This is a genomic window from Pseudomonas imperatae, assembly GCF_057128625.1.
The window spans coordinates 132,434-155,439 of record NZ_JBSKHP010000012.1 but is presented as its reverse complement, the minus strand read 5'-3'; the positions used below and the strand labels follow the sequence as shown (position 1 = coordinate 155,439).

At 64.9% G+C, this 23,006-nt stretch carries 20 protein-coding genes; 9 read left to right on the top strand and 11 right to left on the bottom strand.

The window, feature by feature from the left end; all coding sequences use genetic code 11:
- Positions 1–201 precede the first annotated feature (201 nt).
- Together ACWKWX_RS17095 and ACWKWX_RS17090 are read left to right on the top strand one after the other, a co-directional pair.
- Positions 202–1,722: an NCS1 family nucleobase:cation symporter-1 gene (locus tag ACWKWX_RS17095; protein WP_483828396.1), complete on the top strand. Its 1,521-nt coding sequence runs from the start codon at positions 202–204 to the stop codon at positions 1,720–1,722.
- 21 nt (positions 1,723–1,743) lie between these two features.
- Positions 1,744–2,469 carry an aspartate/glutamate racemase family protein gene (locus tag ACWKWX_RS17090; protein WP_483828395.1) on the top strand — a complete coding sequence of 242 codons (726 nt, stop codon included), beginning with the start codon at positions 1,744–1,746 and terminating at the stop codon, positions 2,467–2,469.
- Positions 2,470–2,569: 100 nt separating this feature from the next.
- Here the strand turns inward: ACWKWX_RS17090 and ACWKWX_RS17085 are convergent, their stop codons facing one another.
- Positions 2,570–3,481 (bottom strand): LysR substrate-binding domain-containing protein, encoded by a 912-nt coding sequence (locus ACWKWX_RS17085; protein WP_483828394.1) that lies wholly within the window; start codon positions 3,479–3,481, stop codon positions 2,570–2,572.
- Positions 3,482–3,611: 130 nt separating this feature from the next.
- On the opposite strand from ACWKWX_RS17085, the gene ACWKWX_RS17080 reads away from it, so the two are divergent.
- Positions 3,612–5,150 (top strand): HAL/PAL/TAL family ammonia-lyase, encoded by a 1,539-nt coding sequence (locus ACWKWX_RS17080; protein WP_483828393.1) that lies wholly within the window; start codon positions 3,612–3,614, stop codon positions 5,148–5,150.
- A 45-nt stretch (positions 5,151–5,195) separates the two neighbouring features.
- Here the strand turns inward: ACWKWX_RS17080 and ACWKWX_RS17075 are convergent, their stop codons facing one another.
- The 6 genes from ACWKWX_RS17075 to ACWKWX_RS17050 all read right to left on the bottom strand — a co-directional run bounded on the left by ACWKWX_RS17075 (position 5,196) and on the right by ACWKWX_RS17050 (position 12,921).
- Positions 5,196–5,969: a ParA family protein gene (locus ACWKWX_RS17075; protein WP_416423919.1), complete on the bottom strand. Its 774-nt coding sequence runs from the start codon at positions 5,967–5,969 to the stop codon at positions 5,196–5,198.
- A gap of 170 nt (positions 5,970–6,139) precedes the next feature.
- Positions 6,140–6,721, bottom strand: coding sequence for a Tli1a family immunity protein (tli1a, locus tag ACWKWX_RS17070; RefSeq protein WP_483828392.1), 582 nt, complete (start codon positions 6,719–6,721; stop codon positions 6,140–6,142).
- The gene (locus ACWKWX_RS17065; protein ID WP_483828391.1) at positions 6,708–8,732 is read right to left on the bottom strand and encodes a T6SS phospholipase effector Tle1-like catalytic domain-containing protein; all 2,025 of its coding nucleotides are present in this window, start codon (positions 8,730–8,732) and stop codon (positions 6,708–6,710) included. Before ACWKWX_RS17065 ends, tli1a (ACWKWX_RS17070) begins: the two co-directional genes overlap by 14 nt.
- Positions 8,733–8,889: 157 nt before the next feature.
- Positions 8,890–9,405 carry a Tli1a family immunity protein gene (gene tli1a, locus ACWKWX_RS17060; protein ID WP_483828390.1) on the bottom strand — a complete coding sequence of 172 codons (516 nt, stop codon included), beginning with the start codon at positions 9,403–9,405 and terminating at the stop codon, positions 8,890–8,892.
- A gap of 543 nt (positions 9,406–9,948) precedes the next feature.
- Entirely contained in the window at positions 9,949–11,991 is a 2,043-nt protein-coding gene (locus tag ACWKWX_RS17055) for an oxidoreductase (RefSeq protein ID WP_483828389.1), read from the bottom strand.
- A 27-nt stretch (positions 11,992–12,018) separates the two neighbouring features.
- Entirely contained in the window at positions 12,019–12,921 is a 903-nt protein-coding gene (locus ACWKWX_RS17050; RefSeq protein ID WP_483828388.1) for a glycine betaine ABC transporter substrate-binding protein, read from the bottom strand.
- Positions 12,922–13,053: 132 nt separating this feature from the next.
- Between ACWKWX_RS17050 and ACWKWX_RS17045 the strand changes: the two genes are divergently transcribed.
- A complete protein-coding gene (locus ACWKWX_RS17045) occupies positions 13,054–13,965 on the top strand; it encodes a LysR substrate-binding domain-containing protein (RefSeq protein WP_416423913.1) in 912 nt (303 codons plus the stop codon).
- Positions 13,966–14,361: 396 nt separating this feature from the next.
- Here the strand turns inward: ACWKWX_RS17045 and ACWKWX_RS17040 are convergent, their stop codons facing one another.
- Positions 14,362–15,228, bottom strand: coding sequence for a LysR family transcriptional regulator (locus tag ACWKWX_RS17040; protein WP_483828387.1), 867 nt, complete (start codon positions 15,226–15,228; stop codon positions 14,362–14,364).
- 95 nt (positions 15,229–15,323) lie between these two features.
- On the opposite strand from ACWKWX_RS17040, the gene ACWKWX_RS17035 reads away from it, so the two are divergent.
- The 5 genes from ACWKWX_RS17035 (at position 15,324) to ACWKWX_RS17015 (ending at position 19,422) form a co-directional block, all read left to right on the top strand.
- A complete protein-coding gene (locus ACWKWX_RS17035; RefSeq protein WP_483828386.1) occupies positions 15,324–16,703 on the top strand; it encodes an MFS transporter in 1,380 nt (459 codons plus the stop codon).
- 357 nt (positions 16,704–17,060) lie between these two features.
- Positions 17,061–17,342: a DUF3077 domain-containing protein gene (locus ACWKWX_RS17030; protein WP_483828385.1), complete on the top strand. Its 282-nt coding sequence runs from the start codon at positions 17,061–17,063 to the stop codon at positions 17,340–17,342.
- Positions 17,343–17,518: 176 nt separating this feature from the next.
- Positions 17,519–18,052 carry an HD domain-containing protein gene (locus tag ACWKWX_RS17025; protein WP_483828384.1) on the top strand — a complete coding sequence of 178 codons (534 nt, stop codon included), beginning with the start codon at positions 17,519–17,521 and terminating at the stop codon, positions 18,050–18,052.
- 141 nt (positions 18,053–18,193) lie between these two features.
- Entirely contained in the window at positions 18,194–18,997 is an 804-nt protein-coding gene (locus ACWKWX_RS17020; protein ID WP_416423910.1) for a PhzF family phenazine biosynthesis protein, read from the top strand.
- Positions 18,994–19,422, top strand: coding sequence for a GNAT family N-acetyltransferase (locus ACWKWX_RS17015; protein WP_416423909.1), 429 nt, complete (start codon positions 18,994–18,996; stop codon positions 19,420–19,422). The genes ACWKWX_RS17020 and ACWKWX_RS17015 overlap by 4 nt, the downstream gene beginning before the upstream one ends.
- A gap of 107 nt (positions 19,423–19,529) precedes the next feature.
- On the opposite strand, the gene ACWKWX_RS17010 is transcribed toward ACWKWX_RS17015, so the two are convergent.
- From ACWKWX_RS17010 to ACWKWX_RS17000, 3 genes are all read right to left on the bottom strand, one after another.
- A complete protein-coding gene (locus tag ACWKWX_RS17010) occupies positions 19,530–19,889 on the bottom strand; it encodes a YciI family protein (RefSeq protein ID WP_483828383.1) in 360 nt (119 codons plus the stop codon).
- 64 nt (positions 19,890–19,953) lie between these two features.
- Positions 19,954–21,135 (bottom strand): MFS transporter, encoded by a 1,182-nt coding sequence (locus ACWKWX_RS17005; RefSeq protein ID WP_483828382.1) that lies wholly within the window; start codon positions 21,133–21,135, stop codon positions 19,954–19,956.
- Positions 21,136–21,294: 159 nt separating this feature from the next.
- Positions 21,295–22,683, bottom strand: coding sequence for an amino acid permease (locus ACWKWX_RS17000; RefSeq protein ID WP_483828381.1), 1,389 nt, complete (start codon positions 22,681–22,683; stop codon positions 21,295–21,297).
- Positions 22,684–23,006: the final 323 nt, after the last annotated feature.

Below are 23,006 nucleotides of genomic sequence, written 5' to 3'. Positions count from 1 at the left end.
TGTATACAATATTTTCCTGACCGTTTGGGCATGATTTCCTTGCCTGTTGTTCCCACCAAACCTCCATGTTTCCTTGCAAATCAACCCTCTGTGGCGCTACGAACAAGACCATCGAAAAAACAGTTCACACAACTGGCACAAAAATGGCTTACCTAAACCACCAACTTGTATACATAAATACAATAACGTGGAGCCCTACCGATGCAGCTGAACAGCCCTGCCGAGTCCTCCCTAGCCGATCCAGCCCCCGCACACCTGCGTGACCATGAGGTGCCGGCCCTCAGCCCGCGCCTGCACAACCGTGACCTGGCCCCCACCCGCCAGGAAGGCCGGCGCTGGGGCGGCTACAGCATCTTCTCGCTGTGGGCCAACGACGTGCACAACATCGCCAACTACTCCTTCGCCATGGGCCTGTACGCCATGGGCCTGGGCGGCTGGCAGATTCTGCTGTCGCTGCTGATCGGTGCGGCGCTGGTGTATGGCTTCATGAACCTGTCCGGCTACATGGGCCAGAAGACCGGGGTGCCGTTCCCGGTCATCAGCCGCATCAGCTTCGGCATTCATGGCGCGCAGCTGCCGGCGCTGGTGCGCGCGGTCATCGCCATCGCCTGGTTCGGCATCCAGACCTACCTGGCCTCGGTGGTGCTCAAGGTGCTGGCCACGGCCCTGGCACCGAGCCTGGCCGCCTACGACCACAACCTGCTGCTGGGCCTGTCGAGCCTGGGCTGGGGCTGCTTCATCAGCATCTGGCTGGTGCAGTTGGTGATCCTCGCCTATGGCATGGAAACCGTGCGCCGCTACGAAGCGTTCGCCGGGCCGGTGATCCTGCTGACCATGACCGCGCTGGCGGCGTGGATGTACAGCCGCGTGGGCGGCCACATCAGCTGGGCCATCCGCGAGCCGCTGCAGGGCGCCGCCATGTGGCGCAGCATCTTCGCCGGGGGCGCGTTGTGGCTGGCGATCTACGGCACGCTGATCCTCAATTTCTGCGACTTCGCCCGCTCGGCGCCGTCGCGGCGCTGCATCCGCGTGGGCAACTTCTGGGGCCTGCCAGTGAACATCCTCGCCTTCGCCGTGGTGACGGTGCTGCTCTGCGGCGCGCAGTTCTCCATCGACGGCCAGACCATCGAGAACCCCACGCAGATCATCCAGGCCATCCCCCACACCGCGTTTCTGGTGCTGGGCTGCCTGGCGCTGCTGATCGTCACCGTGGCGGTGAACATCATGGCCAACTTCGTCGCCCCGGCCTTCGTGCTCAGCAACCTGGCGCCACGCCTGCTGACCTTCCGCCGCGCCGGCATGATCAGCGCCGCGGTGGCGGTGCTGATCCTGCCGTGGAACCTGTACAACAGCCCGGTGGTGATCCAGTACTTCCTGGCCGGCCTGGGTGCCCTGCTGGGCCCGCTGTACGGCATCATCAGCGCCGACTACTGGCTGCTGCGCCGCGGCAAGGTCAACGTGCCGCAGCTGTACACCGAAGCCAGCGACGGCGCCTATCACTACCGCCGCGGCATCAACCCACGCGCCGTGGCCGCAGTACTGCCGGCCGCGATCATCGCCATCGTGCTGGCGCTGGTGCCGGCGTTCGCCACCGTGTCGGCGTTCTCCTGGCTGTTCGGCGCTGCCATTGCCGCGGCCGTCTATCTGCTGATCAGCGACCGTCACCAGGCGTTCGCCGACGTCAGCGGCGAGTGCATCGCCGTCGACAACGCCAGCCACTGATTCCTGCCAATGAGGTCCTCCATGCGTATCCTTGTCGTCAACGTCAACACCACTGAATCCATCACCGCCACCATCGCCGAGCAGGCGCGCAGCGTGGCCGCACCGGGCACCGAAATCGTCGGCCTGACGCCGCGCTTCGGCGCCGAGTCGGTGGAAGGCAACTTCGAAAGCTACATGGCCGCCATCGGCGTGATGGACGCGGTGATGCGCTACGACCAGCCGTTCGACGCCGTCATCCAGGCCGGCTACGGCGAGCACGGCCGCGAGGGCCTGCAGGAGCTGCTGAAGGTGCCGGTGGTGGACATCACCGAAGCCGCCGCCAGCCTGGCCATGCTGCTGGGCCACGCCTACTCGGTGGTCACCACCCTGGACCGCACCGTGCCGCTGATCCAGGACCGCCTGCGCCTGGCCGGCCTGTACCAGCGCTGCGCCTCGGTGCGCGCCAGCGGCCTGGCGGTGCTGGAGCTGGAAGAAGACCCGGCCCGCGCGGTGGCCGCCATCGTCGCCCAGGCCGAACAAGCGGTGCGTGACGACAAGGCCGAGGTGATCTGCCTGGGCTGCGGTGGCATGGCCGGGCTGGATGAGTTGATTCGCGAAGCCACCGGTGTGCCGGTGGTGGACGGCGTGACCGCCGCCGTGACCCTGGCCGAATCCTTGGTGCGGCTGGGGCTGAGCACCTCCAAGGTGCGCACCTATGCCACGCCGCGCAGCAAGCGCGTCGACGGCTGGCCGCTGGCGCGCAGCTGACAACGAATCCCATTGAAACACCGTGGGAGCTGGCTTGCCAGCGAGCTGTTGAGGCCCGAAAAGCTCGCTGGCAAGCCAGCTCCCACAAAAGCGGCCGCTGCTACGGGATGTGGGGTGCCTGTTGAGCCTTGCCCTTGGCCACCAGCCAGCGGTGGAAGCTGCGGCACTGGGGCTTGTTGAAGGCATCGCTGCTCCAGCGCAGCTGATACGCCGCTGCCAAGGGCAGCGCATGGGCGTAGGGCATCAGCAATTGCCCGGATGCCAGCAGCCCGCTGACCATGGCATAAGGCGCCAGCACCACCCCCTGCCCCAGCAGCGCCGCGTCGATGGCCAGGCTGGTGGAGGAATAGGTGCGTGGTTGCCGCAACGGCTGCTCGACGACCACGCCGGCGCTGGCGAACCAGCTCTCCCAGGACGGCGGCGAGTCGAACTTGGGCCGTGAGTCGACCCGGATCAACGGCAGCTGCACCAGCGCCGCCGGCGTCGCGCAGGGGCCGCACAGGCTGGCCGCGCACACCGGCACCACGCAGTCGTGGAACAGCACCGCGGCATGCTCGCCGGGCTGCGGGCTGTCGCCATAACCAATGCGAAAATCCACGCCGTCGGCCAGCAGGTCCTCGTTCAGGGTGCTGTCCAGGTACACGCTTACCCCTGGGTGCTGCTGCTCCCATTCCGGCATCAACGGCGCCAGCCACTTCGCCAGCAGCGACGGCAGCCCACTGATCGACAGGCTGTGCGGGTCGCGCGCGCGGTGGGCTTCGTCGACGCCCAGGCGCAGGGTCTCGAACGCCGCGCTGCAACGCGCATGAAAGCGCTGGCCGTTGGGGCTCAGTTGCAGGCGCTGCCCCACCTTCACCGTCAGGCTGATGCCCAGCGCCTGCTCCAGCAGCTTCATCTGCTGGCTGACCGCGCCGGTGGAAATCCCCAGGCGCCGCGCGGCCTGGGTAATGCCGCCGCAGTGGCCCACCGCTTCGAATATTTCCATGGCCCGCAAGGGTGGCAATGGCGTCATCGGCGCCTCCTTCAATGGTTTAGGTATTCTAAACAACAGCGCAGTTTTAGCCATCTTATCTTCACTGGTTACGCCCCGTAGGCTACTCCCATCCCCCACGACGGGGGCCAATTGCCAGGTGGAGTGACTGATGAACCGCTATCCCGACTCAATCCAGCACGTGGTGCTGGGCGACACCGACCTCAGCCTCGACGCCTTCGTCGCCGTGGCCCGCCATGGCGCCACGGTGGCGTTCAGCGATGCCTACAAGGCGCGCGTCAACGCCTCGTGCCAGCTGGTGCACCGCTTCCTTGAAGAGAACCGCCTGGTCTACGGCGTGACCACCGGCTTCGGCGACAACGTGCGCCACGTCATCGCCCCCGAGGACGCCCGCACCCTGCAGACCAACATCGTCCGCTCCCACGCCGTGGCCGTGGGCGAGCCGTTGAACCGCGAGCAGGTGCGCGCCGTGGCGCTGATGATGCTGGTCAGCCTGGGCAAGGGCTTTTCCGGCGTGCGCCTGGAACTGCTGGAGCTGATTGCCGGCGTGCTCAACCACGACGTGATGCCGTTCGCCCCCGGCGAAGGGTCGGTGGGCTACCTGGCCGTGGAAGGCCACATCGCCCTGGTGCTGCTGGGCGAAGGCCGCGCGCGGGTGGCCGACGGTGAATGGCTGGATGGCGGCGAGGCCCTGCGCCAGGTGGGCCTGCGGCCCACGCAGTTGCACACCAAGGAAGGCCTGGCGATGCTCAACGGCACCACCTCGGTCACCGCCCTGGGCCTGCTGGCGCTGTACAACGCCACCCAGGCCGCGCGTGTCGCCGACCTGGCCGCAGCGCTGTCGGTGGAAGCCCTGCGCGGCACCGTGCGCGCGTACGACCCGCGCTACCACTCGGTCAAGGCCCACCCGTTGCAGGCGCAGACCGCGCGCACCCTCTGCGCGCTGCTGGCCGACAGCCAACTGGCTGCCGACAACATCGACCACCGCCTGCAGGACTTCTACAGCCTGCGCGCCATCCCCCAGGTGCACGGCGCCGTGAAGCAGTTCATCGAGTTCGCCCGCCAGGCCCTGGAGGCCGAGCTGTGCTCCAGCGGCGACAACCCGGTGATCTACCCCACCGGCAACGGCGACGGCGTGGCCATTTCCGGCGCCAACTTCGACGGTTCCTACGTGGGCATGGCCACCGACACCCTGTGCGTGGCCATGACCAACCTGGCCAAATTCTCCGAGCGGCGCACCGACCGCATGGTCAACTCGCACTTCAGCGAAATGCCCGCCTTCCTGGTGCGCCAGCCGGGGCTCAACAGCGGCTACATGATCATCCAGTACACCGCCGCCGGCCTGCTGGGGGAAATGAAAGTGCTGTCGCACCCCGCGTCGGTGGACAGCGTGTCGACCTGCGGCAACCAGGAAGACCCGGTCAGCTTCACCTACAACGCGGCGATGAAGGCGTACAAGGTGTCGCAGAAACTGGAGTCGGTGCTGGCCATCGAGGTGTTGGTCGGCTGCCAGGCCCTGGACTTCCATGCCGTGGACAAGGCCGCCAGCGCCACCCGCGCGCTGTACGACCTGGTGCGCAGCGTGGTGCCGGTGGCCGAGCAGGACCGGGCGTTCTACGCCGACATCGTCAGCGTGACCGAGCAGCTGCGCAGCGGCGCGCTGCTCAAATGCGCGCCCATCACCCCGTAGCAGCTGCCGCCAGGCGGCGTCACTGAAGCCGCGGCCAGGCCAATGTCAGGCCGCACGCTCCAGCGTCGCCAACAACTCCTGGAACTGCACCGCCAGCTTGTGCCGGGGTGCCAGGTGAATCATCGGCACGCCGGCCTCGTGGGACTCGCGCATCTTCACCGTGCTGCTCAGGTACACCGGCAGCATCGGCAGGCCTTCCTGAATCAGCTCGTCCACCAGCGTCTGGTGCAGGCTGGTGCGGCTCTCGAACTGGTTCACCACCACGCCCTCCACCACCAGCGTCTCGTTGTGGTCGGCGCGCAGCTCGGCCACCTGGGCCACCACGTTGTACAGCGCCTGGCGCGAGAACAGGTCGCAGTCGAACGGAATCAACACCCGCTGCGCGGCGATCAGCGCGCTGAAGGTGTAGAAGTTCAGCGCCGGCGGCGTGTCGATGTAGATGCGCTCGTAGTCCTCGGACAAGTCCACCAGCAGCTTGCGCAGCTTGTTGATCTTGAACTTGGCCTCCAGCTTGGCCTGCAGGTCGGCCAGCTCGGGCGAAGCCGTGATCACGTCGAGGTTGTCATAGCGCGTCGGCGTGATCGCCACCTTGTACTTCTTGCCCGACCCGCCCGGGTACAGGGTGTGCTTGAAGAAATCGGCGATCCCCATGGGAATCGCCTCGCCCACGCACCCGGTCAGGTAATGCGTGGAGTTGGCCTGGGGGTCCAGGTCCACCAGCAGCGTCTTGTAGCCCTCGGCGGCACTGACCGCGGCGAGATTGCAGGCGATGCTCGACTTGCCAACGCCACCTTTTTGATTGAACACCACACGACGCATCAGTCCATTGTTCCGCTGAAAAAAGGGGCTTGGATCCTATCAACTAATTGTTACAGTTTTGCTATCGCTGGCGTGCAAATTTGGCTTTTGTGCACGGGCGCCGTTTTCAGCAGGTTGTGCCTTGGCAAATCAACAGCGCCAGGGGCGTGACTCGCGAGGGTGAGCATGGGTTATCGCGGGCATGATTGTGGCTCCGGCAATTTCAGCGGTGTCTTGATGGGGTAGTTGGGGTTGCCGTAGGCGTAGCAGGAGGTGGTGACCTGGAGCTCGTCGCAGGGCAGGAAGTGGACGGTGATGCCGCAGGTTTTCTGGTTGGTGTAGTCGGGGATGGGGACGGTTTTGGTGTGTTTGCGCCGCTGTGCTTCTAACTTATCAAGCCATACATCGTACTTGGCCTCATCCGCGAATCCAGGAAACTCATCAGCAAGTGGGCTCGCGACGCTCGCGCCGGTCTCCCAAACAATTTTTACTGTCATACCGGCCACCCATGTTGCAGGCGCTATGTAGCAGCAGCCTCCTCCGCCCCCTTGGTAAGGGCCAATCACATCAAGACCTGAGCGGCCATTGACGCTAAATCCGTTGATAGACTTATCCGTGTGGTTAATGCCGTCGATGGTGCTAGCTGTAGCATTTTCGGCAAACAGCGCAGTGCAAACCAACCACCCTACGGTTGTTAAGAAGAATGCTGCGCCGGTGCTTGTTCCTATTTTTCGGTTGATCGCGCAATTGTCGCCGCCTTCAAGCCAAATCATCGGTAGCCTCCTGCAGTTGGGCGTAATACGCAGCCCATCGGGCGTTGATGGATTGCTGAACCTGCGCCAGGCGGTCTGCACTCATCTCCATACCCGCCGGGCCTGTACTTTCGGCTTCCCCATGAATAGCCACTTCGCGGCGACTGGCGTCCCCGAAGAACACCATTCGCTCTCGGAAGTAACTGCCTAGCGGTTCCCGCCCCTGGTCATACAGGAACCAGGCCCTGGAGTCGTGGACCTGTTCGTCAAACAACTCGCGTAGCAGCCCCTCCGGCGAGTGCCTGTTGCGAAACTCGTCGACTTGGCCACGGGTGCGTTCATCGACATGGTTGCGGTAGCCAGCGAACGGCGGGAACAGCTTGCCTACCCTGCCCTGCGCCATCGCCTTGAGTTCCCAGCCCTCGGCCCGCGCATCGGCGGTGATGATGTTGATGACGAACTTCGGGGCCCTGCTGCTGGGTACCAGCCGGCTCAGGGACGACAATAGTCGCTCGGGGTTGCGGTAGGCGTTGGCAAACTCTTCGGCCGCTTCGCGCAACTGGGTTTGCGCCATGTCGGCGTCGAAGTCCGGCAGGCCGGGTTTGAGTGGTACCTTGGGGACGCGGCCGTCTTTTTCCTTTGCGATTTGAGCGTTGCGCTCATCGTTGATCTTGGCCTGGTTTTTATTGTGAATTATTTTGGCTTCCTCGCGGAGGACCTTTGGTGCCTGCGTGTCGGTGGCTAATTTGTAGAAGTTGGTTTCCTTTAGGCTGGCAAAACCGTAGCGGTCGATGCGCCAGGCGTTTATCCAGCCGAGCTGGTTGCGAATAGAGGGTTCAAGACAAGTTTCTGCAAGTATCGGTTGGTAGAGCGTGGATTCGCTGTTTGTCGCCAGCTTTGCAGATGGCAGACTTAGAGTCACCTGGCGCCAGGAGTTAAATCGGTTCACGAGGTCGACCGAAACCTCAAATTCAACAGATAAAGCCAAGGGCATCATTATCCAGAATTCTCTGCGAAAATTTTCTGGAACGGCTCCCTTAGGAAACTTGAACGGCGCGCCATGACCAAAGGCATCGGCGTACAAATCATTTAGAGCAATTTGTGACAGCAACTGGCGGTCGTCGGTCCCGCTAGCTTTGCCTTGATCCCCTGGCGGATACCCTCCCCCGATATCCGAATGCACCCCCGGATAAATCACCTCCTGGCAATTGGCAGGATATTCACCACTCCGCCGCCGTATGGACTCCAACGGAAAACAGATCCGCTGTTCATGGCTGGCGACCAGGTGCAGGCAGCGCTTCACCAGCCCGCTCGCCGGCAATTCCTGGTTGCCGTCGGCCCAGCCCATATGGCCTCGCGCCCCCGGCACCAGATCGGCAATACCCACCGAGGCAACAGTGTCCAGCAGCCCCAGGTACTCCACCGTCATGGGCACCTCCAGCTCGTCACACTTGAGCACGGACCGGTGCTCGAGCAGCTGATCCAGCCAGCTGACAAACGCCCGCGCCGCGGCCGCACCGCGGGAAAAGCCGTACACATACAGCTTCAGCCCCAACAGCTTCGACACACCGGGCTGCGGTTGCGACAGGGCGATGCGCAATGGCTTGTCCAGCGCCTTGAGCTGCGCGGCAAACTGGCGCCTGCGGTTGCTGTTGCCCCGCACGTATTCCAACCCTGGCAAGGTGCCCATCGCCTCGACCGCGGCGCGCAAGGCTTCGTTGTCCAGGCGCGGCTGATCCAGGCAGCGGCGCAAGGCGTCGATGATCATCATCAACCCCCAGTTGATGCGCTCCTCGCCAAACCAGCCGGTCGCAAGACCAATGGCGCTGTAGTCCAGGTCGCCGATCTCCGGAAACGGCGTGCCCACGCCCGGCATGTAGTACTTGAAGTACTGCCCATAGCCCGCGCCGCTGGTGTCGGTGAGCGCCGCGGCGTCTTCACCACGGTGCCCGGTGCCGCCCGCATGCCCCTCGCCGATGGTGGCACGGAACAGCCGCGCGATATTGGTCGGGTGCGCAGGGTCCTGCAGCACGGGGGCGTCACCCGATACCCCGCCGCCAGGCATAGCGCATCCTGGTAGTCCCGCTCCAGATGGCACTGGCGCAGGAAGTTTTGGTGAACCTGCCCGGAGTTTTGTGGCAACCGCCCCTGCAAAGGAAACTCAGGCGGGTAGCAGACAGGCGAGCGGCTTACTTCGGACATGATTGTGGCTCCGGCTGTTCCAGCGGGGTCTTGATGGGATAGTTGGGGTTGCCGTAGGCGTAGCAGGAGGTGGTGACCTGTAGCTCGTCGCAGGGCAGGAAGTGGATGGTGATGCCGCACACCTTTTCGCCGGTGTAATCGGGAACTGGGATGACTTGGGAGTGCTTACGATTCTGAGCCATTACCTTCGCCCTCCAAATCAGGTACTTAGGCTCATCAGCAAAACCCGGAAACTCATCAGCAAGCGGGCTTGCGGCGCTCGCCCCCGTCTCCCAATCAACCCGCACCGTCATCCCCGGCCGCCACTCATCAGGCGCGACATAACAACACCCGCCCCCGCCCCCCTGATAAGGCCCGATGATGTCGAGCCCGGAACGGCCATCCACACTGAAGCGGTTGATGGCGTTGCTCGTATGATTGATGCCTGCAATCGTGCCAGCCACGGCGCTCGTACTCATCAATGCCATGGCTAACAGGCATGCGTTATGTAATACGCAGGGCATTACTGAACCTCCGGCAATTTCAGCGGTGTGTTGTTGGGAAACTCGGAATTAATGTTACGCATGCGCCTGAGCGTTTAGCGCCAGACGCCGCCAGTACTTATATTGGAGAACCTGCCGACACAGACACTGCTTCTTCGTAACATAGATTATCGAAGCCGATGATAAGCGCCGCCTCTCTCTGCCACACGCCAGCCATACGGGCCAGACCAGTGCTCTCAGGGGAAACAGCGAACAAAACAGTAGACCAATGCGCAGACAGTTACTAGCCATGGCGGGGGATTTACGAGGTACCCTACAGCACGCGGTGACATTTCCTACAATGCCTGACTGGATAGCTTACTTAGTGCGGCTATCAAACATCCACACAAGTGCCACTTACCAATTGACATTCAGCAACAATATCAAATCCAAATTGCACTATAATAAGCAAAATAAAACCAACACAGATGAAATCAAACAGACTTCTACGCGCAGCACGGCTTATGGCATGTGTTCCGCAAATGCGCTTAGTGTGGCCGCTGCCGCAGGCAGCGGCCACAGGTACTACAGCGCCAGCGACAGCCGCAGGCCATCGTAGATGGCAGCGTGGATGTCGCGGCTGGCCACGGCATCGCCTATGCGGAACAGCTGGAAACGGCCATCAGCGTTGGCCACCAACGCCTGCTCGCGCACGTCGATGAACGCCTGTTGGTCCAGCTCGCCACGGTTGCGTGACTGCGCTTTCAGGGCGAAGTACAGCTCATCCAGCGGCAGGGTGCCGTGCTCCACCACCACGTGGTCCACCACCCGTTCGTAGTGCTGGCGCGTGGCCTCGCACCACAACCGCGCCACGCGGCGGCCGCCTTCGGCGCGCACGGCCACCAGGCGTTGGCTGAAGGTCTGCTGCACGTTGTGCTCGACGAACACCTTCAGGTAGGCCGGCATGTTCAGGCCGCCCACGTCCGGGCCGAGCATGGCTTCGCCAGTGACGAACTGCACGTGCACGCCGGGCTGCTGCGCCAGTACTTCGGTGCAGCTCAGGGCCTGGTGCGCGCCGTTGCCGTCGAACACCAGCACCTCGCCCTGGGGCTTGAAGTCGCCGGTCAGCACGTCCCAGCTGCTGCGCACCAGCTCGTTGCCGTGCTCGAGGAACTCACAGTCGGGCACGCCGCCGGTAGCGACGATGACCACGTCCGGGGCCAGGGCCAGCACGTCACTGGCCTCGGCGTAGCAGTTATAGCGAACGCTCACGCCCAGCCGCTCGCACTCGGCCAGGCGCCAGTCGACCACGCCGATCAGCTCGCGGCGGCGCAGCGGCATGGCGGCCACGCGCACCTGGCCGCCGGCCTGGTCGCCGGCTTCCAGCACGCTGACGCGGTGGCCACGCTCGGCACACACCCGCGCGGCTTCAAGCCCCGCGGGGCCGGCGCCAACCACCACCACGTGGCGGCCGGGCGTGGTGCTGGGGGGCGTGACCTGGGGAATGCGTGCCTCGCGGCCGGTGGCCGGGTTGTGGATGCAGTGGGCTTCGCCGGAAATGTAGATGCGGTCGATGCAGTAGCTGGCGCCCACGCAAGGGCGGATGCGCTCTTCCTGGCCGGCGGCCACCTTGGCCAGCAGGTGCGGGTCGGCCATGTGCGGGCGGGTCAGGCCTACCAGGTCCACCAGGCCTTCGCGCAGGGCGTGGCGGGCGGTGGCGACGTCGCTGATGCGCGCGGCGTGCATCACCGGCACGGGCACGGCACGGCGTACGGCGCCGGCCAGTTCCAGGTGCGGGCCGGCCGGGGTGCCCATGCCGGGGATGACCCGCGCCAGGGCCTCGCCGCTGTCGATGCGGCCCTTGATCACGCTGATGAAATCCATGCCGTGGTCGGCCAGGGTACGGGCGATGGTCAGGCCCTCTTCCTGGCCCAGGCCGCCGGGCATGTCCTCTTCCACCGCCATGCGCACGCCGATGATGAACTGCGGCCCGACCGCCTTGCGCATGGCCGCCAGCACCTCCAGGGGAAAGCGCAGGCGCCCTTCCAGGCCGCCGCCGTAGCCGTCGTCGCGGCAGTTGCCGGGGCTCCAGAAGGCGTCGAACAGGTGGCCGTAGGCTTCGATCTCGACGCCATCCAGGCCGGCGGCCTTGCAGCGCTCGGCGGCGTCGGCGTACTGGCGCACGATGCGGGCGATGTCGAAGTCCTCCATCTGCTTGGCGAAGCTGCGGTGCGAGTGCTCGCGGCCACGCTGGGGCCACATCAGCGGCAGCCAGTCATCGGTGAAGTTGCTGGCGCGCCAGCCCAGGTGCGACAGCTGGCACATTACTGCGGTGCCGTGCTGGTGCACGCCGTCGGCCAGTTCCGCCAGCCATGGCACCACTTCGTCCTTGTACAGGTGCAGGTTGCCAAAGGCCGGTGGGCTGTCGGCGGCGACGATCGACGAGCCGCCGATCATGGTCAGGGCCACGCCGCCCTTGGCCTTTTCCTCGTGGTAGAGGCGGTAGCGCTGGCGCGGCATGCCGTCTTCCGAATAGGCCGGCTCGTGGGAGGTGCTGACCACGCGGTTGCGCAGGTGCAGGTGTTTGAGGGCAAAGGGTTGCAACAGCGGATCGTTGGCGCTGGCCATGGGGCATCCTCATCGATGGCGGCGGGATCAGGGCTGGGTGCTGCTGGCGGTCTGCGCCGCCTGGTCGAACATGGCGTCGAAACGGGGTTTGTTGGCGGCGTAATAATCGGCCACCACGCGGTCGGTGCCGCTGTCACGGGCCTTCAACATCAGACCCTGCAGTTCGGCCAGGGGCATCGTGTAATGGGCGAAGAAGTACGCTACCTGCGGGTGCTGCTGGCTGAAGCCCTTGCGCGCCACGGCGTGGATCTGCTCGGCGCCACCGAAAATGCCCTTGGGCTCGGCCAGGTAGCGCAGCTTCCATTTGGAGAACATCCAGTGCGGGTTCCAGGCGTTGATCACCGCCCACTGGCCGCGGCGCAGGCCCCGGTCCATCTCGGTGAGCATGCCGGTCTCGGACGAGGCCACCAGCTTGTAGCCGGCCAGGTGGTAGGCGTCGATGGCCTTGAGCGACAGCTTGTACTGGCCGTTGCCGGCCTCGGAGGTGAGGATGCGGCCGTCGAGCTTGGCCCGCACTTCGGGCTTGTTCAGGTCCTCGACGCTGGCCACCTCGCTTGCCGGCACGGTCTCGGGCACCGCCCAGCCGATGCGGCCTTCGTACAGCACGCCGAGGTCTTCGAGGCGGTCCTTGTACTTGTCCCAGTAGTCCTTGTGGGTGTTGGGCAGCCATACCATGGGAATCAGGTCGATGTTGCCGTTGGCCAGGGCCTGGAACTGGATGCCGATGTCGGCCTGCACCATCTTCACCGGCTGCTTGAGGTGGTCTTCCAGGGCGGTCTGGGCCAGCTTGGCGGTGATTTCGGTGTCGGACCAGTTCACCCAGCCGATGCGTATGGGGGCGGGCGCGTCGGCGGCGTGGGCCATGAGGGTGGTGGCGGCCAGCAACAGGGCGGCGAGCCTGGCATAAGCTTTTGGGCTATACAGATGCATTGGCTTGTTCCTCAACGTTAGGTCACGGTTTCCTGGGCAGTCGAAGTCAGCGCTATGTTTTTTGTTGATCAAAGCAAATCCCGGGCCGCGCCTGCAATCGATTAAAACTGCCGGTTGCCATGAGAAAAGATTATGGAAAGACTGCGTCGACGCCTGCCGCCCCTCACCGCCCTGGTGGTCTTCGAAGCCGCCGCGCGGCTACAGAGCTTTACCCTGGCGGCGCAGGAGATGTGCATCACCCAGGCCGCCGTGAGCCGGCAGATTCGCCAGCTGGAGGAGCACCTGGCCAACCCGCTGTTCATCCGCAACCACCGCAACGTCACCCTCACCAACGCCGGCCAGCGCCTGTTCGAGGCGGTGGACGAGAGCCTGGAGCGCATCGCCCAGGCCAGCACCGAGATCCGCGGCGACGCCAGCGACGCCATCACCATCGCCGCCACCGTGTGCATGGCCACCTACTGGCTGATGCCGCGCCTGGACGCCTTCCAGCGTGAATTCCCGCAGGTGGCGCTGCGCCTGTTTGCCTTCGACCGCGAGATTGACCTGCGCGCGGAAAACGTCGACATGGCCATTACCTGCGGCAACGGCGGCCAGCGCCACGGCGTGCGCCTGAGCCATTTGATGGATGAGGAACTGGTGCCGCTGTGCAGCCCCGCCTACCTGCAGGGCCGCACCCTGCACGAGCCTCATGAACTGCTGGGCGAGCGCCTGCTGAACCTTGACCGCGAGCACTGGCGCGGCTTCAACTGGGCGGTGGCCGACTGGGCCGCCTGGTTCGACCAGATGCAGGTGCGTGGCCCGCTGCCGCCTGCGCGCCTGGCCTTCAACAACCACGCCCAGCAGATCCTCGCCACCCTGGAAGGCCGCGGCATAGCCCTGGGCAGCCCGCACATGCTCACCGACCTGCTGGCCGACGGCCGCCTGGTGCAGGCCCTGCCCCACCGCTACGCCACCCGGCGCGGCTATTACCTGGCGGTGAACGAGCACAGCACCCGGCCGCAGGCAGTGGCGCGGTTGCAGGCGTGGCTGGAAGGCGCAGCGTGAGCCCAGCGCAGCCTGGCGGCAGCGGCACACCGCATCCGTAGCAGCGGCCATAGGCCGCGTCCGAAGCGCCGCGCTGTTCCCGGCATACCGCAGCGCACCCGGACGCCGCCTGCGGCAGCTGCTACGGGGACGCGCGCAACCCGCTGATCGCGATGCAGGCAACGCGGTTTCAAGACAGTTGCTCCTACGCGGATTTGGTGTAGCCGCTGCCGCAGGCTGCGCTGGCCCTTCTCCACGCTGAAAATCTTCCGTGCACGCCGGGCCCAGCGCAGCCTGGCGGCAGCGGCTAAAGCAATCGCGCACACCGCTCCCGTAGCAGCGGCCGTAGGCCGCGTCCAAGGCACCGCACTGTTCCCGGCACACCGCGGCGCACCCGGACGCGGCCTGCGGCAGCTGCTACGGGGCGGTGTCGAACGTCTCGCTTATCACGTCCACCAGGAACGCCATCACCGCGCGCAGCAACGGCGAATGCCGCAGGTCTGCATGCAGCACCAGCCAGATCTCCCGGGCGAACCCTTCGCCCTCGAACGGCAGGCGTTGCAACAACGGGTCGGCATCGCCCATGAACCGTGGCAGCCCGGCCACGCCCACGCCGCTGCGGGCGGCAGCGTGCTGGGTGGTGAGGTCGGTGACTTCGCAGGCAGCCGGCCGCCCCTGGGCCACGGCCATCATCCATTGCTGGTGAGGCATGTCGGCAAGCTCAGGCCCGTAGGTGATGAACTGCCATTGCGCAGGTGCATGCAGGTGTTCGTAGTTGACGCTGGCATACAGGCCGAACGGCATGCTGCCGACTTTGCGCGTGACACTGTCCGGCTCGGTGGGCCGGTACAGGCGCACGGCAATGTCGGCTTCGCGGCGGCCCAGGGACACGCTGTGGACCTGGCTGACGATGGACAGCTGCACCTGCGGATACTCCTGTTGGAAGCGGCGCAGGGTGGCAGCGAGGAAGTTGCTGGCCAGCACCGGCGGTGCGCTGAGCACTACCCGGCCGGCCGCCGGCGACTGTTCGGCGCGCACCACGCGCTGCACGGCAAACGCACTGGCCTCCATCTCGCTGGCCAGCGCAAACACCTGCAAGCCCACGGGGGTGAGCTGGCAGGCACGGGGCAGGCGGTCGACCAGCCGCACCTGCAACTCGGCCTCCAGCGCGCCAAGGCGCCGGCTGACCGTGGCATGGTCAACCTTCAAGGCCCGCGCCGCACCGGCCAGGCTGCCAGCGTGGCCAATGGCAAGGAACACACGAAGACTCTCCCAATCGAACATCGGTGCGTTTTCTCCAGTCAGCAGTGCGCATATACGGAATTTTCGCACAGAAGCAGGCACGTTAGCGTGGAGACCTCAATCTGGAGGTCAACCCTATGTTCAGTTCCACTGCCAGGAAGGTCCAATTCGCCACCTGCTTGGGGTTTTTCATCGTGCTGATGGACGTCAGCGTGGTCAACGTGGCGCTGCAGGCCTTGCGTCAGGACTTGTCGGCCAGCGTCACCGACCTGCAGTGGGTAGTGAACGCCTACGCCATGGTGTTCGCCGCGTTGCTGTTGATGGCCGGCACCCTCGCCGACCGCTTTGGCGCCAAGCGGGTGTTCATGCTGGGCTACGCGCTGTTTGCGCTGGCGTCCATGGGCTGCGGCCTGGCACAGGGCCTGGGCGCATTGATCATCTGGCGCCTGGCCCAGGGGGTGGGCGCGGCACTGTTGGTGCCCACTTCGTTGTCGTTGTTGCAACACGCCTTCCCGGAAGAAGCCGCGCGCAACCGTGCGGTGGGCTGGTGGGGTGCAGGCGGTGGCATCGCCCTGGCAGCCGGCCCGGTGATAGGCGGCGTGTTGATTGCCACATTGGGCTGGCGCAGCCTGTTTTTCATCAACGTGCCGATCGGCCTGCTTGGCCTGTGGCTGACCGCCCGCCACGCGCCCCGCTCCCCTGTACAGCCGCAACGCAGCCTGGACGTGCCCGGGCAGCTGGCAGGCGTGCTGACCCTGGCCAGTTTCACGTTTGCCCTGACCCAGGCCAGCGCCTTGGGCTGGGCCAGCCCGGTGATCATCGTCGCCGCGCTGGCCTGTGTAATGAGTGGGGTGTTGTTCGTGTGGCTGGAGGCTCGGGCGGCGCGGCCAATGCTGCCCTTGGCGCTGTTGCGCGACCCACTGCTGGCCAGCGCCAACGCCATCGGCGTGCTGGTCAACCTGGTGTTCTACGGCATGGTCTTCGCGTTGAGCCTGTATTTCCAGACCATTGAACGCCTCACGCCCGAGCAGACGGGCCTGGCGTTCCTGCCGATGATGGCGATCCTCATGGCAGTGAACATCCTCGCGGGCCGGTTGCTGCAACGAACCAGCCGGCGGCGCCTGGCGACAGGGGGCCTGCTGATTTCGGCGCTCGGTTACCTGCTGATGCTGCCAGCCTTGGCCGCCCACGGCTTCGCCTGGCTGGTAGTGCCGATGCTGCTGGCAGGGGGCGGCATTGCCCTGACCATCCCCACCATCACCGGCGCAGCGCTGGCGGCTGCGGCCCGGCACCAGGCCGGGGTAGCGTCCGGGTTGCTGAACGCAGCGCGGCAGGTGGGGGGTATCACCGGCGTGGCGCTGTTCGGCTTTCTGGTGCGCGGTGCTGCGCCGCAGGCGTTCATGCAAGGCATGCATGACGCGCTGGCGATCTGCGTGGTAGCACTGCTCGCCGCAGCCGCACTGGCGTCCACCGGCCTGCGCCCCACCCTCCAGCCATTGCCCCACACCACCCCGTAGCAGCGGCCGCCAGGCCGCGTCCGGCCCCGCCGCGGTGGCGCCTGGAGGACGCCGCCTGGCGGCAGCTGCTACGGGCACATTTTCTGTAGGACCCAAAGTAGGACATTTCTGATTTGCTCAGGTAGGGTACCCAGTGTCTTGTTATGCCTGGGGTGCACGCATACCCTCCTGCGGTCGCTGAATCACAGCGACCGGGTTTGGTAGCCCTGGGTAGACACGATGCGTCGCCACCTCTGGTGGCTGTGCGCAGGGCACCTCGTGTGCGCCGGTTCGCTCTACCCGGTCTACCAACCTGTGTACAGCCGCCTCCATCGTTTGGTAGCGATTTGGGGGCTCCCATGTTTTACGGAGCGCACTATGACAATCGAAATTCCCGCTAAACCTACCCCATCCCGCGAAACCGCTGCCACGCCCTTCGGCAGCTGCGACTCACATCACCTGCCTTTCTACACCGTGCGTGCCGGTATTCCCATGGACGATGCCCTTGTGCAAATTTCCCTGTTGCTGAAGTGCGCGGCAGAGTCGGCCTATGAACTCAGTGATTACGGCGTCAAGCAAAGTGGCCTGCTGTGGGCGACGCTGCATGCGCTGGAAACTGCCAAGGGCTTGGCGGATGCGTTGATCGAAGGGGCCGCGTAACCTTTACCCCCTGTAGCAGCGGCCGCACGGCCGCGTCCGGCCCCGCTGCGGTGGCGCCTGGAGGACGCAGCCTGACGGCAGCTGCTACGAGGTCGCGACGACATCAGAGGCAAGGGGTATCACCGTTTCGCACCGGGTGTATAAAATCGCCGCACCACAACAAGGAGCGGCAATACGTGATCAAGGATATTGATCTGCTGGAACAGATCATCGATCGTTTCGCCACCTGCCTGGGCAATGACCGGTCGGGTTATCGCAACCACGTGTACCGGTTGATCAATCTGTGCGACCTGCAGGCCGCCCTGACGCCAACAGACCTGGAAAAAGTCGTCATTGCCGGCGCATTTCACGACCTGGGTATCTGGACCGCCAACACCTTCGACTACCTGCTACCCTCGCGCCAGCTGGCGGTTGCCTTTCTGACCGAACATGGCCAACAGGCGTGGATCGACGACGTCACGCACATGATCGATGATCACCATAAGGTCAGCGCTGCCTCCAGGAACCCGCAGCACCTGGCCGAGATTTTTCGCCGCGCAGATTGGGTCGATGTCTCCCTGGGGCTGCTGACCTTCGGTCTTGACCGGCGCAAGCTGCGCGCGATTCGCCAGGCCTTTCCCAACGCGGGATTTCACAGGCGCCTGATGACGTTGTCTACCAGAAGGTTGCTGAGCCACCCCTGCGACCCGCTGCCGATGGTCAAGCGCTAGGCCGGGCACCGCAGCGTTGCCGGACGCCGCCTGGCGGCAGCTGCTACGGGCACTGTATCGTGGAAATAATCGCGATCTGTCACTTCTGGGCGGTGCGTGGGGTTGTTAACGTGCGTGCACGAATCGGCAAGGACTTAGCCCATGCAACTCCCCCTCTACCAGATCGACGCCTTTACCTCCCGCCTCTTCGCCGGCAACCCTGCCGCCGTGGTGCCCCTGGACGCCTGGCTGCCCGACGAGGTCATGCAAGCCATCGCCATTGAAAACGCCCTGGCGGAAACCGCATTTTTCGTGCGTAACGCGCGTGGCCATTATGAGATTCGCTGGTTCTCGCCGTTCACCGAAATCGACTTCTGCGGCCACGCCACCCTGGCCAGCGCCTTCGTGCTGTTCAACCAGCTTGGCGCCCCGGAAACCCTGACCTTCTGGGCCAAGGCCGTCGGCGATATTCCGGTGCGTCGCCTGCCGGATGGCAAGCTCGAACTGAGCTTCCCCGAACTTGCGCCCACGCCGCTTTCCGAGGTGCCTGCGGCCCTGGTCGAAGGGCTGTCGATTGCCCCCAGTGAATACTGGATCAGCCGCCAGGCATACTTTGCGGTGTACGACAACGCGGCGCAGGTGGAGGCCGTGGTCACGCGTTCCGACCTGCTGAAAACCCTGGCCCCACGCGATGTGGTGGTCACCGCGCCGGGCGTTGCCCACGACTTCCACTCGCGCTATTTCTGGCCGGCCAACGGCGGCGAGGAAGACTCGGTCACCGGTTCCATCCACGCGGGGCTGGCACCGTTCTGGGCCAAGCGCCTGGGCAAGTCGCACCTGCAAGCGCTGCAAGGCTTGCAACGCCAGGGCGAGCTGGACTGCCGCGTGGCGGACGGCCGCGTGTTCGTGGCCGGCCATGCCGTGCAATACCTGCAAGGAATGATCACCGTGAGGGCCGGCCAATGAACGTGCGCATCGAACTGGACACCAACCCCGGCGAAGCCGAGCGCAACGCCATCCTCCAGCCGCTGCGCGCATTCAACATCGCCAACGCCGGCAGCACGGTGCCGGAGACCTTCGCGCTGCTGGTGCGCGACGAGCAGACCGACGCGATCATCGGCGGCCTGTACGGCAAGCTGTTCTACCGTTGGATGTTCATCGAGCTGCTGGTGGTGCCCGAACAGACCCGTGGCCAGGGCACCGGCTCACGCCTGATGGAAATGGCCGAGGCGCACGCGCGGGCCAAGGACTGCGTGGGCATCTGGCTGGACACCTTCAGCTTCCAGGCCCCGGCGTTCTACCAGCGTCACGGCTACACCGAGTTCGGCCACATCGACGACTACCCGCCCACCCACACCCGCCACTTCTTCCAGAAACGCCTGCACCCGTAGCAGCTGCCGGTTTTGTGGGAGTGGGCTCTGCCCACGAAAAGGACGCAGCGGAACGTCTGGCTATACGCGTTGTTCTTCTTCGCGGGTAGAACCCGCTCCCACAGGCGTCATTCGAAATCCGACATCTCATAGAACGGCCGGATTTCGATTTCGCTCGGCCCGGGCATGGGGTTGGGGCAGCGTTTCACCCACGCCACCGCCTCGTCCATATCCTTGACGTCCCAGATCCAGAACCCCGCGACCAGCTCGCGGGTGTGGGCAAACGGGCCATCGCTGACGGTGCGCTTGGTGCCATCGAACGCCACGCGCTTGCCCTGGGACGACGGCTTCAGGCCATCGGCAGCCTGCAGCAACCCCGCCTTCACCAGTTCGTCGTTGAATTTGCCCATCGCCTCCATCAGCTCGGTGCTGGGCAGCGTGCCTGTTTCGCTCTCATCAGTAGCCTTGACCAATACCATGACGCGCATAACCTGCCTCCTTTTTCAAAGGTTGGACAGTTATCAGCGTAGCGCAAACCCATAGGTGCGACTCTCACGCTGCCGCTGCAGTGGTAATGCGCCCGCCGATCACCCGCGCCACGGCCAGGGCCCAGATCAGCACGGCCATGACCGCGACACTCACCAGCATCCCATGCACCCCCGCCGCGCTGATGACCTTGCCCATCACGAAGGGAAAGCCGAACACGCCGATGAAATACGCCAGGCTGAACAACAGCAGCGCCTGGGCCGTGAGCCGGGGTGGCGCCTGGTTGGCGGCCAGGCCGTTGATCACCGAGTAGTTCAGGCCATAGCCGACCCCCAGCAGCGCGGCGGTGAGCAGGTAGCTGAGGCTGCCGTGCACCCAGCTGGAGAAACCGAACACCGCCACCAGCATCAGCGTGGTGAGCACGGCGGATGCCGCCAGCGGGTTGCGCTTCACCACCCAGCCGGCAATCAGCAAGCGGCAGCCGATGGCCGCACCCATGAAGCCGATGAAGAACAGTGAATAATCCAGGCCCAGGCTGGCGGCGTAGCTGGTCTGGAAACTGCCCATGCCGCCAAAGATCGCCCCGCCCAGGCCCACCATCAGAATCGCCAGCGCGGCGCGCGAGCGCAGCACCTGGGCGGCGCTCGCCAGGCTGATCTGCACCGGCTCGCCCGAGCCCTGCGCGCCGCTGCCAAGCCGCCAGAAATACGCCCCGCCCACCACCGCGCACGCGGCGGCCAGCAGGAACGCACTCTGCACCGGCAAGCCATACAGGCTGGCCAGCTTGCCGGCCAGGGGGCCGCTGCCGATGCCGGTGAGCATGCTGCCCGACAGCAGCGCGAAGCAGTGGGTGCGCCGGGCCGGCTCGACCATGGCCGCGACCATGATCGGCCCCAGGGTGTAGAACAGCCCCCAGCCAACCCCCAGCAGCAGCCCGCAACCCAGCAGCGCCAGGCCCAGCCCCGGCACCAGGGCAAAGCCCAGCGAGGCCAGCACCAGGCAGCCGGCGCCCAACGCCACCGAGCGCCCGGCGCCCAGGCGCTGCATCACATGCCCGGACACCAGCACCGCCAGCAGGGTGCTGACCATGGCCACGGCAAACACTTGGCCGGCATCGCGCTCGCTGCCGCCGTGGCTGGCCACCAGCAACGACAGCAGGAACGTGCTGCCATAGGCGATGGACAGCAGGAAACTGGCGAGGCAGAACAGGCCAAAGCGCGGGCCGGGGCGTTGGGCAGGTGCAGGCATCAAGGGCATTCCGTGCGGAGTAGTCGCGCTGTTGTAACACGGCCGTGCGCACGGTTTGTCATGCAAATAGCGGAGTCAGGGTCAGCATCGGCGCACCTGTCACAACGGTGTCGAGCCATTCACGCTCGCGGTATGATCCAACCGACGCACACAGCTACGTTAGCGAACGGCCGCAGGCACCAACGGCCGCCCCCTGTGCCGCATCACGCCGATCACCAGCATGGCCCCTGCCACCCCTGCAGTCATCAGGGTTTCATAGCGGTACGCCGGGCTGATCAGCATGTAGCCCAGCACCAGGCTGATCAGCCCGATGACGAACCAGGTCAGCCAGGGGTACAGCCACATCTTGAACGCCAGCACCTGCCCCTCGCGCTCGCTGATCCTGCGCATGCGCAGTTGCGAGACGGCGATCACCAGGTACACCAGCAAGGCGATGGCGCCGGTGGTGGACAGCAGGAAGCTGAACACGGTGCCGGGGAACACGTAGTTGACGAAGCAGCCGGCGAAGCCCGCCAGGGTCGAGCACAGCACTGCCACAGTGGGCACGCCGTTGCCCGAAACATGGCGCGCCAACGGATGGGCCTCGCCGCGCGTGCCTAGGGAATAGAGCATACGCGAGGCGGTGTAGAGGCCCGAGTTCATGCAGCTGGTGACGGCCACCAGTACCACGATGTCCACCATCAGCTTGGCGCCCGGCACGTTGAGCACTTCCAACACGCGCTGGAATGAGCCTACCTGCAGCAGGCGCGGGTCATTCCAGGCCACCAGCGAGACGATGAAGAAGATCGAGCACAGATAGAAGATGGCGATGCGGTACACCACAAGGTTAGTGGCCTTGCGGATCTTGTCCTTGGGGTTGGCGGTTTCGTCGGCGGCGATGGTGACGATCTCGGCGCCGAAGAACGAGAAGATGGTCACCAGCACGCCTCCCAGCACGGCGCCGAAGCCATGGGGCATGAAGCCGCCATCTGCCAGCAGGTGGCCAACCCCCGAGACCTCGGCCAGCGGCCAGTAGCCGCTGACACCCAGCACGCAGACGACGATGAAGGCGAAGATGGCGATGACCTTGACCAGCGCGAACCAGTACTCGAACGCCCCGTAGTTTTTCACGCTGATCAGGTTGGTGGCCGACAGGGTCAGCATGATCAGGAAGGCGAACGCCCAAGACGGCACGGCGGGCACCCAGGCGTGCAGGATGTCGGCACCGGCGATGGCCTCCACGGGAATGATCAGCACCCAGAACCACCAGTACAGCCAGCCGATGGTGAAGCCGGCCCAGGGCGCGATGGCCTTGCTGGCATAGGTGGAGAACGAGCCGCTGTCAGGGTTGGCGATGGCCATCTCCCCCAGCATGCGCATCACCAGCAGCACCAGCAGGCCAGCGATGCCATAGGAAACCAGAATCGCTGGCCCTGCAGTGGCGATGGCGTTGGAGGAGCCGATGAACAGCCCGGCGCCGATGATGCCGGCGATGGAGATCATCGACACCTGGCGTGAGGTCAGGCCGTGCTTGAGTGCGCGTGGCGCGTGCTTGTGAAGTGAACTCATGAGGTACCCCTGGGTCGCGTTTCACCCGGCCACGGCCCAGCCATCGGCCAGGTGCGCAGGGCAGAAAAAGTGAAGAAAACCGGTTACCGGGTTAGCGGCGAGAGTGGGTCACGGTGGGGAATGGGTGAAGGGCCATGCGTCTTCCTTTTCATTGAGGTTGGGCGGCAGCGCAAACGTAATGAGGGTTTTATTGTTGTGTGACGACACGCGGGTGGTGCGGCGTTGACGTGGGTCAATCTTGTGACAGTTGTGCGCGGGCGACAAACGACGATTTAGAAGGTCATGATTCCATTGCGGAATGAAACGCCCTCCGTAGCAGCTGC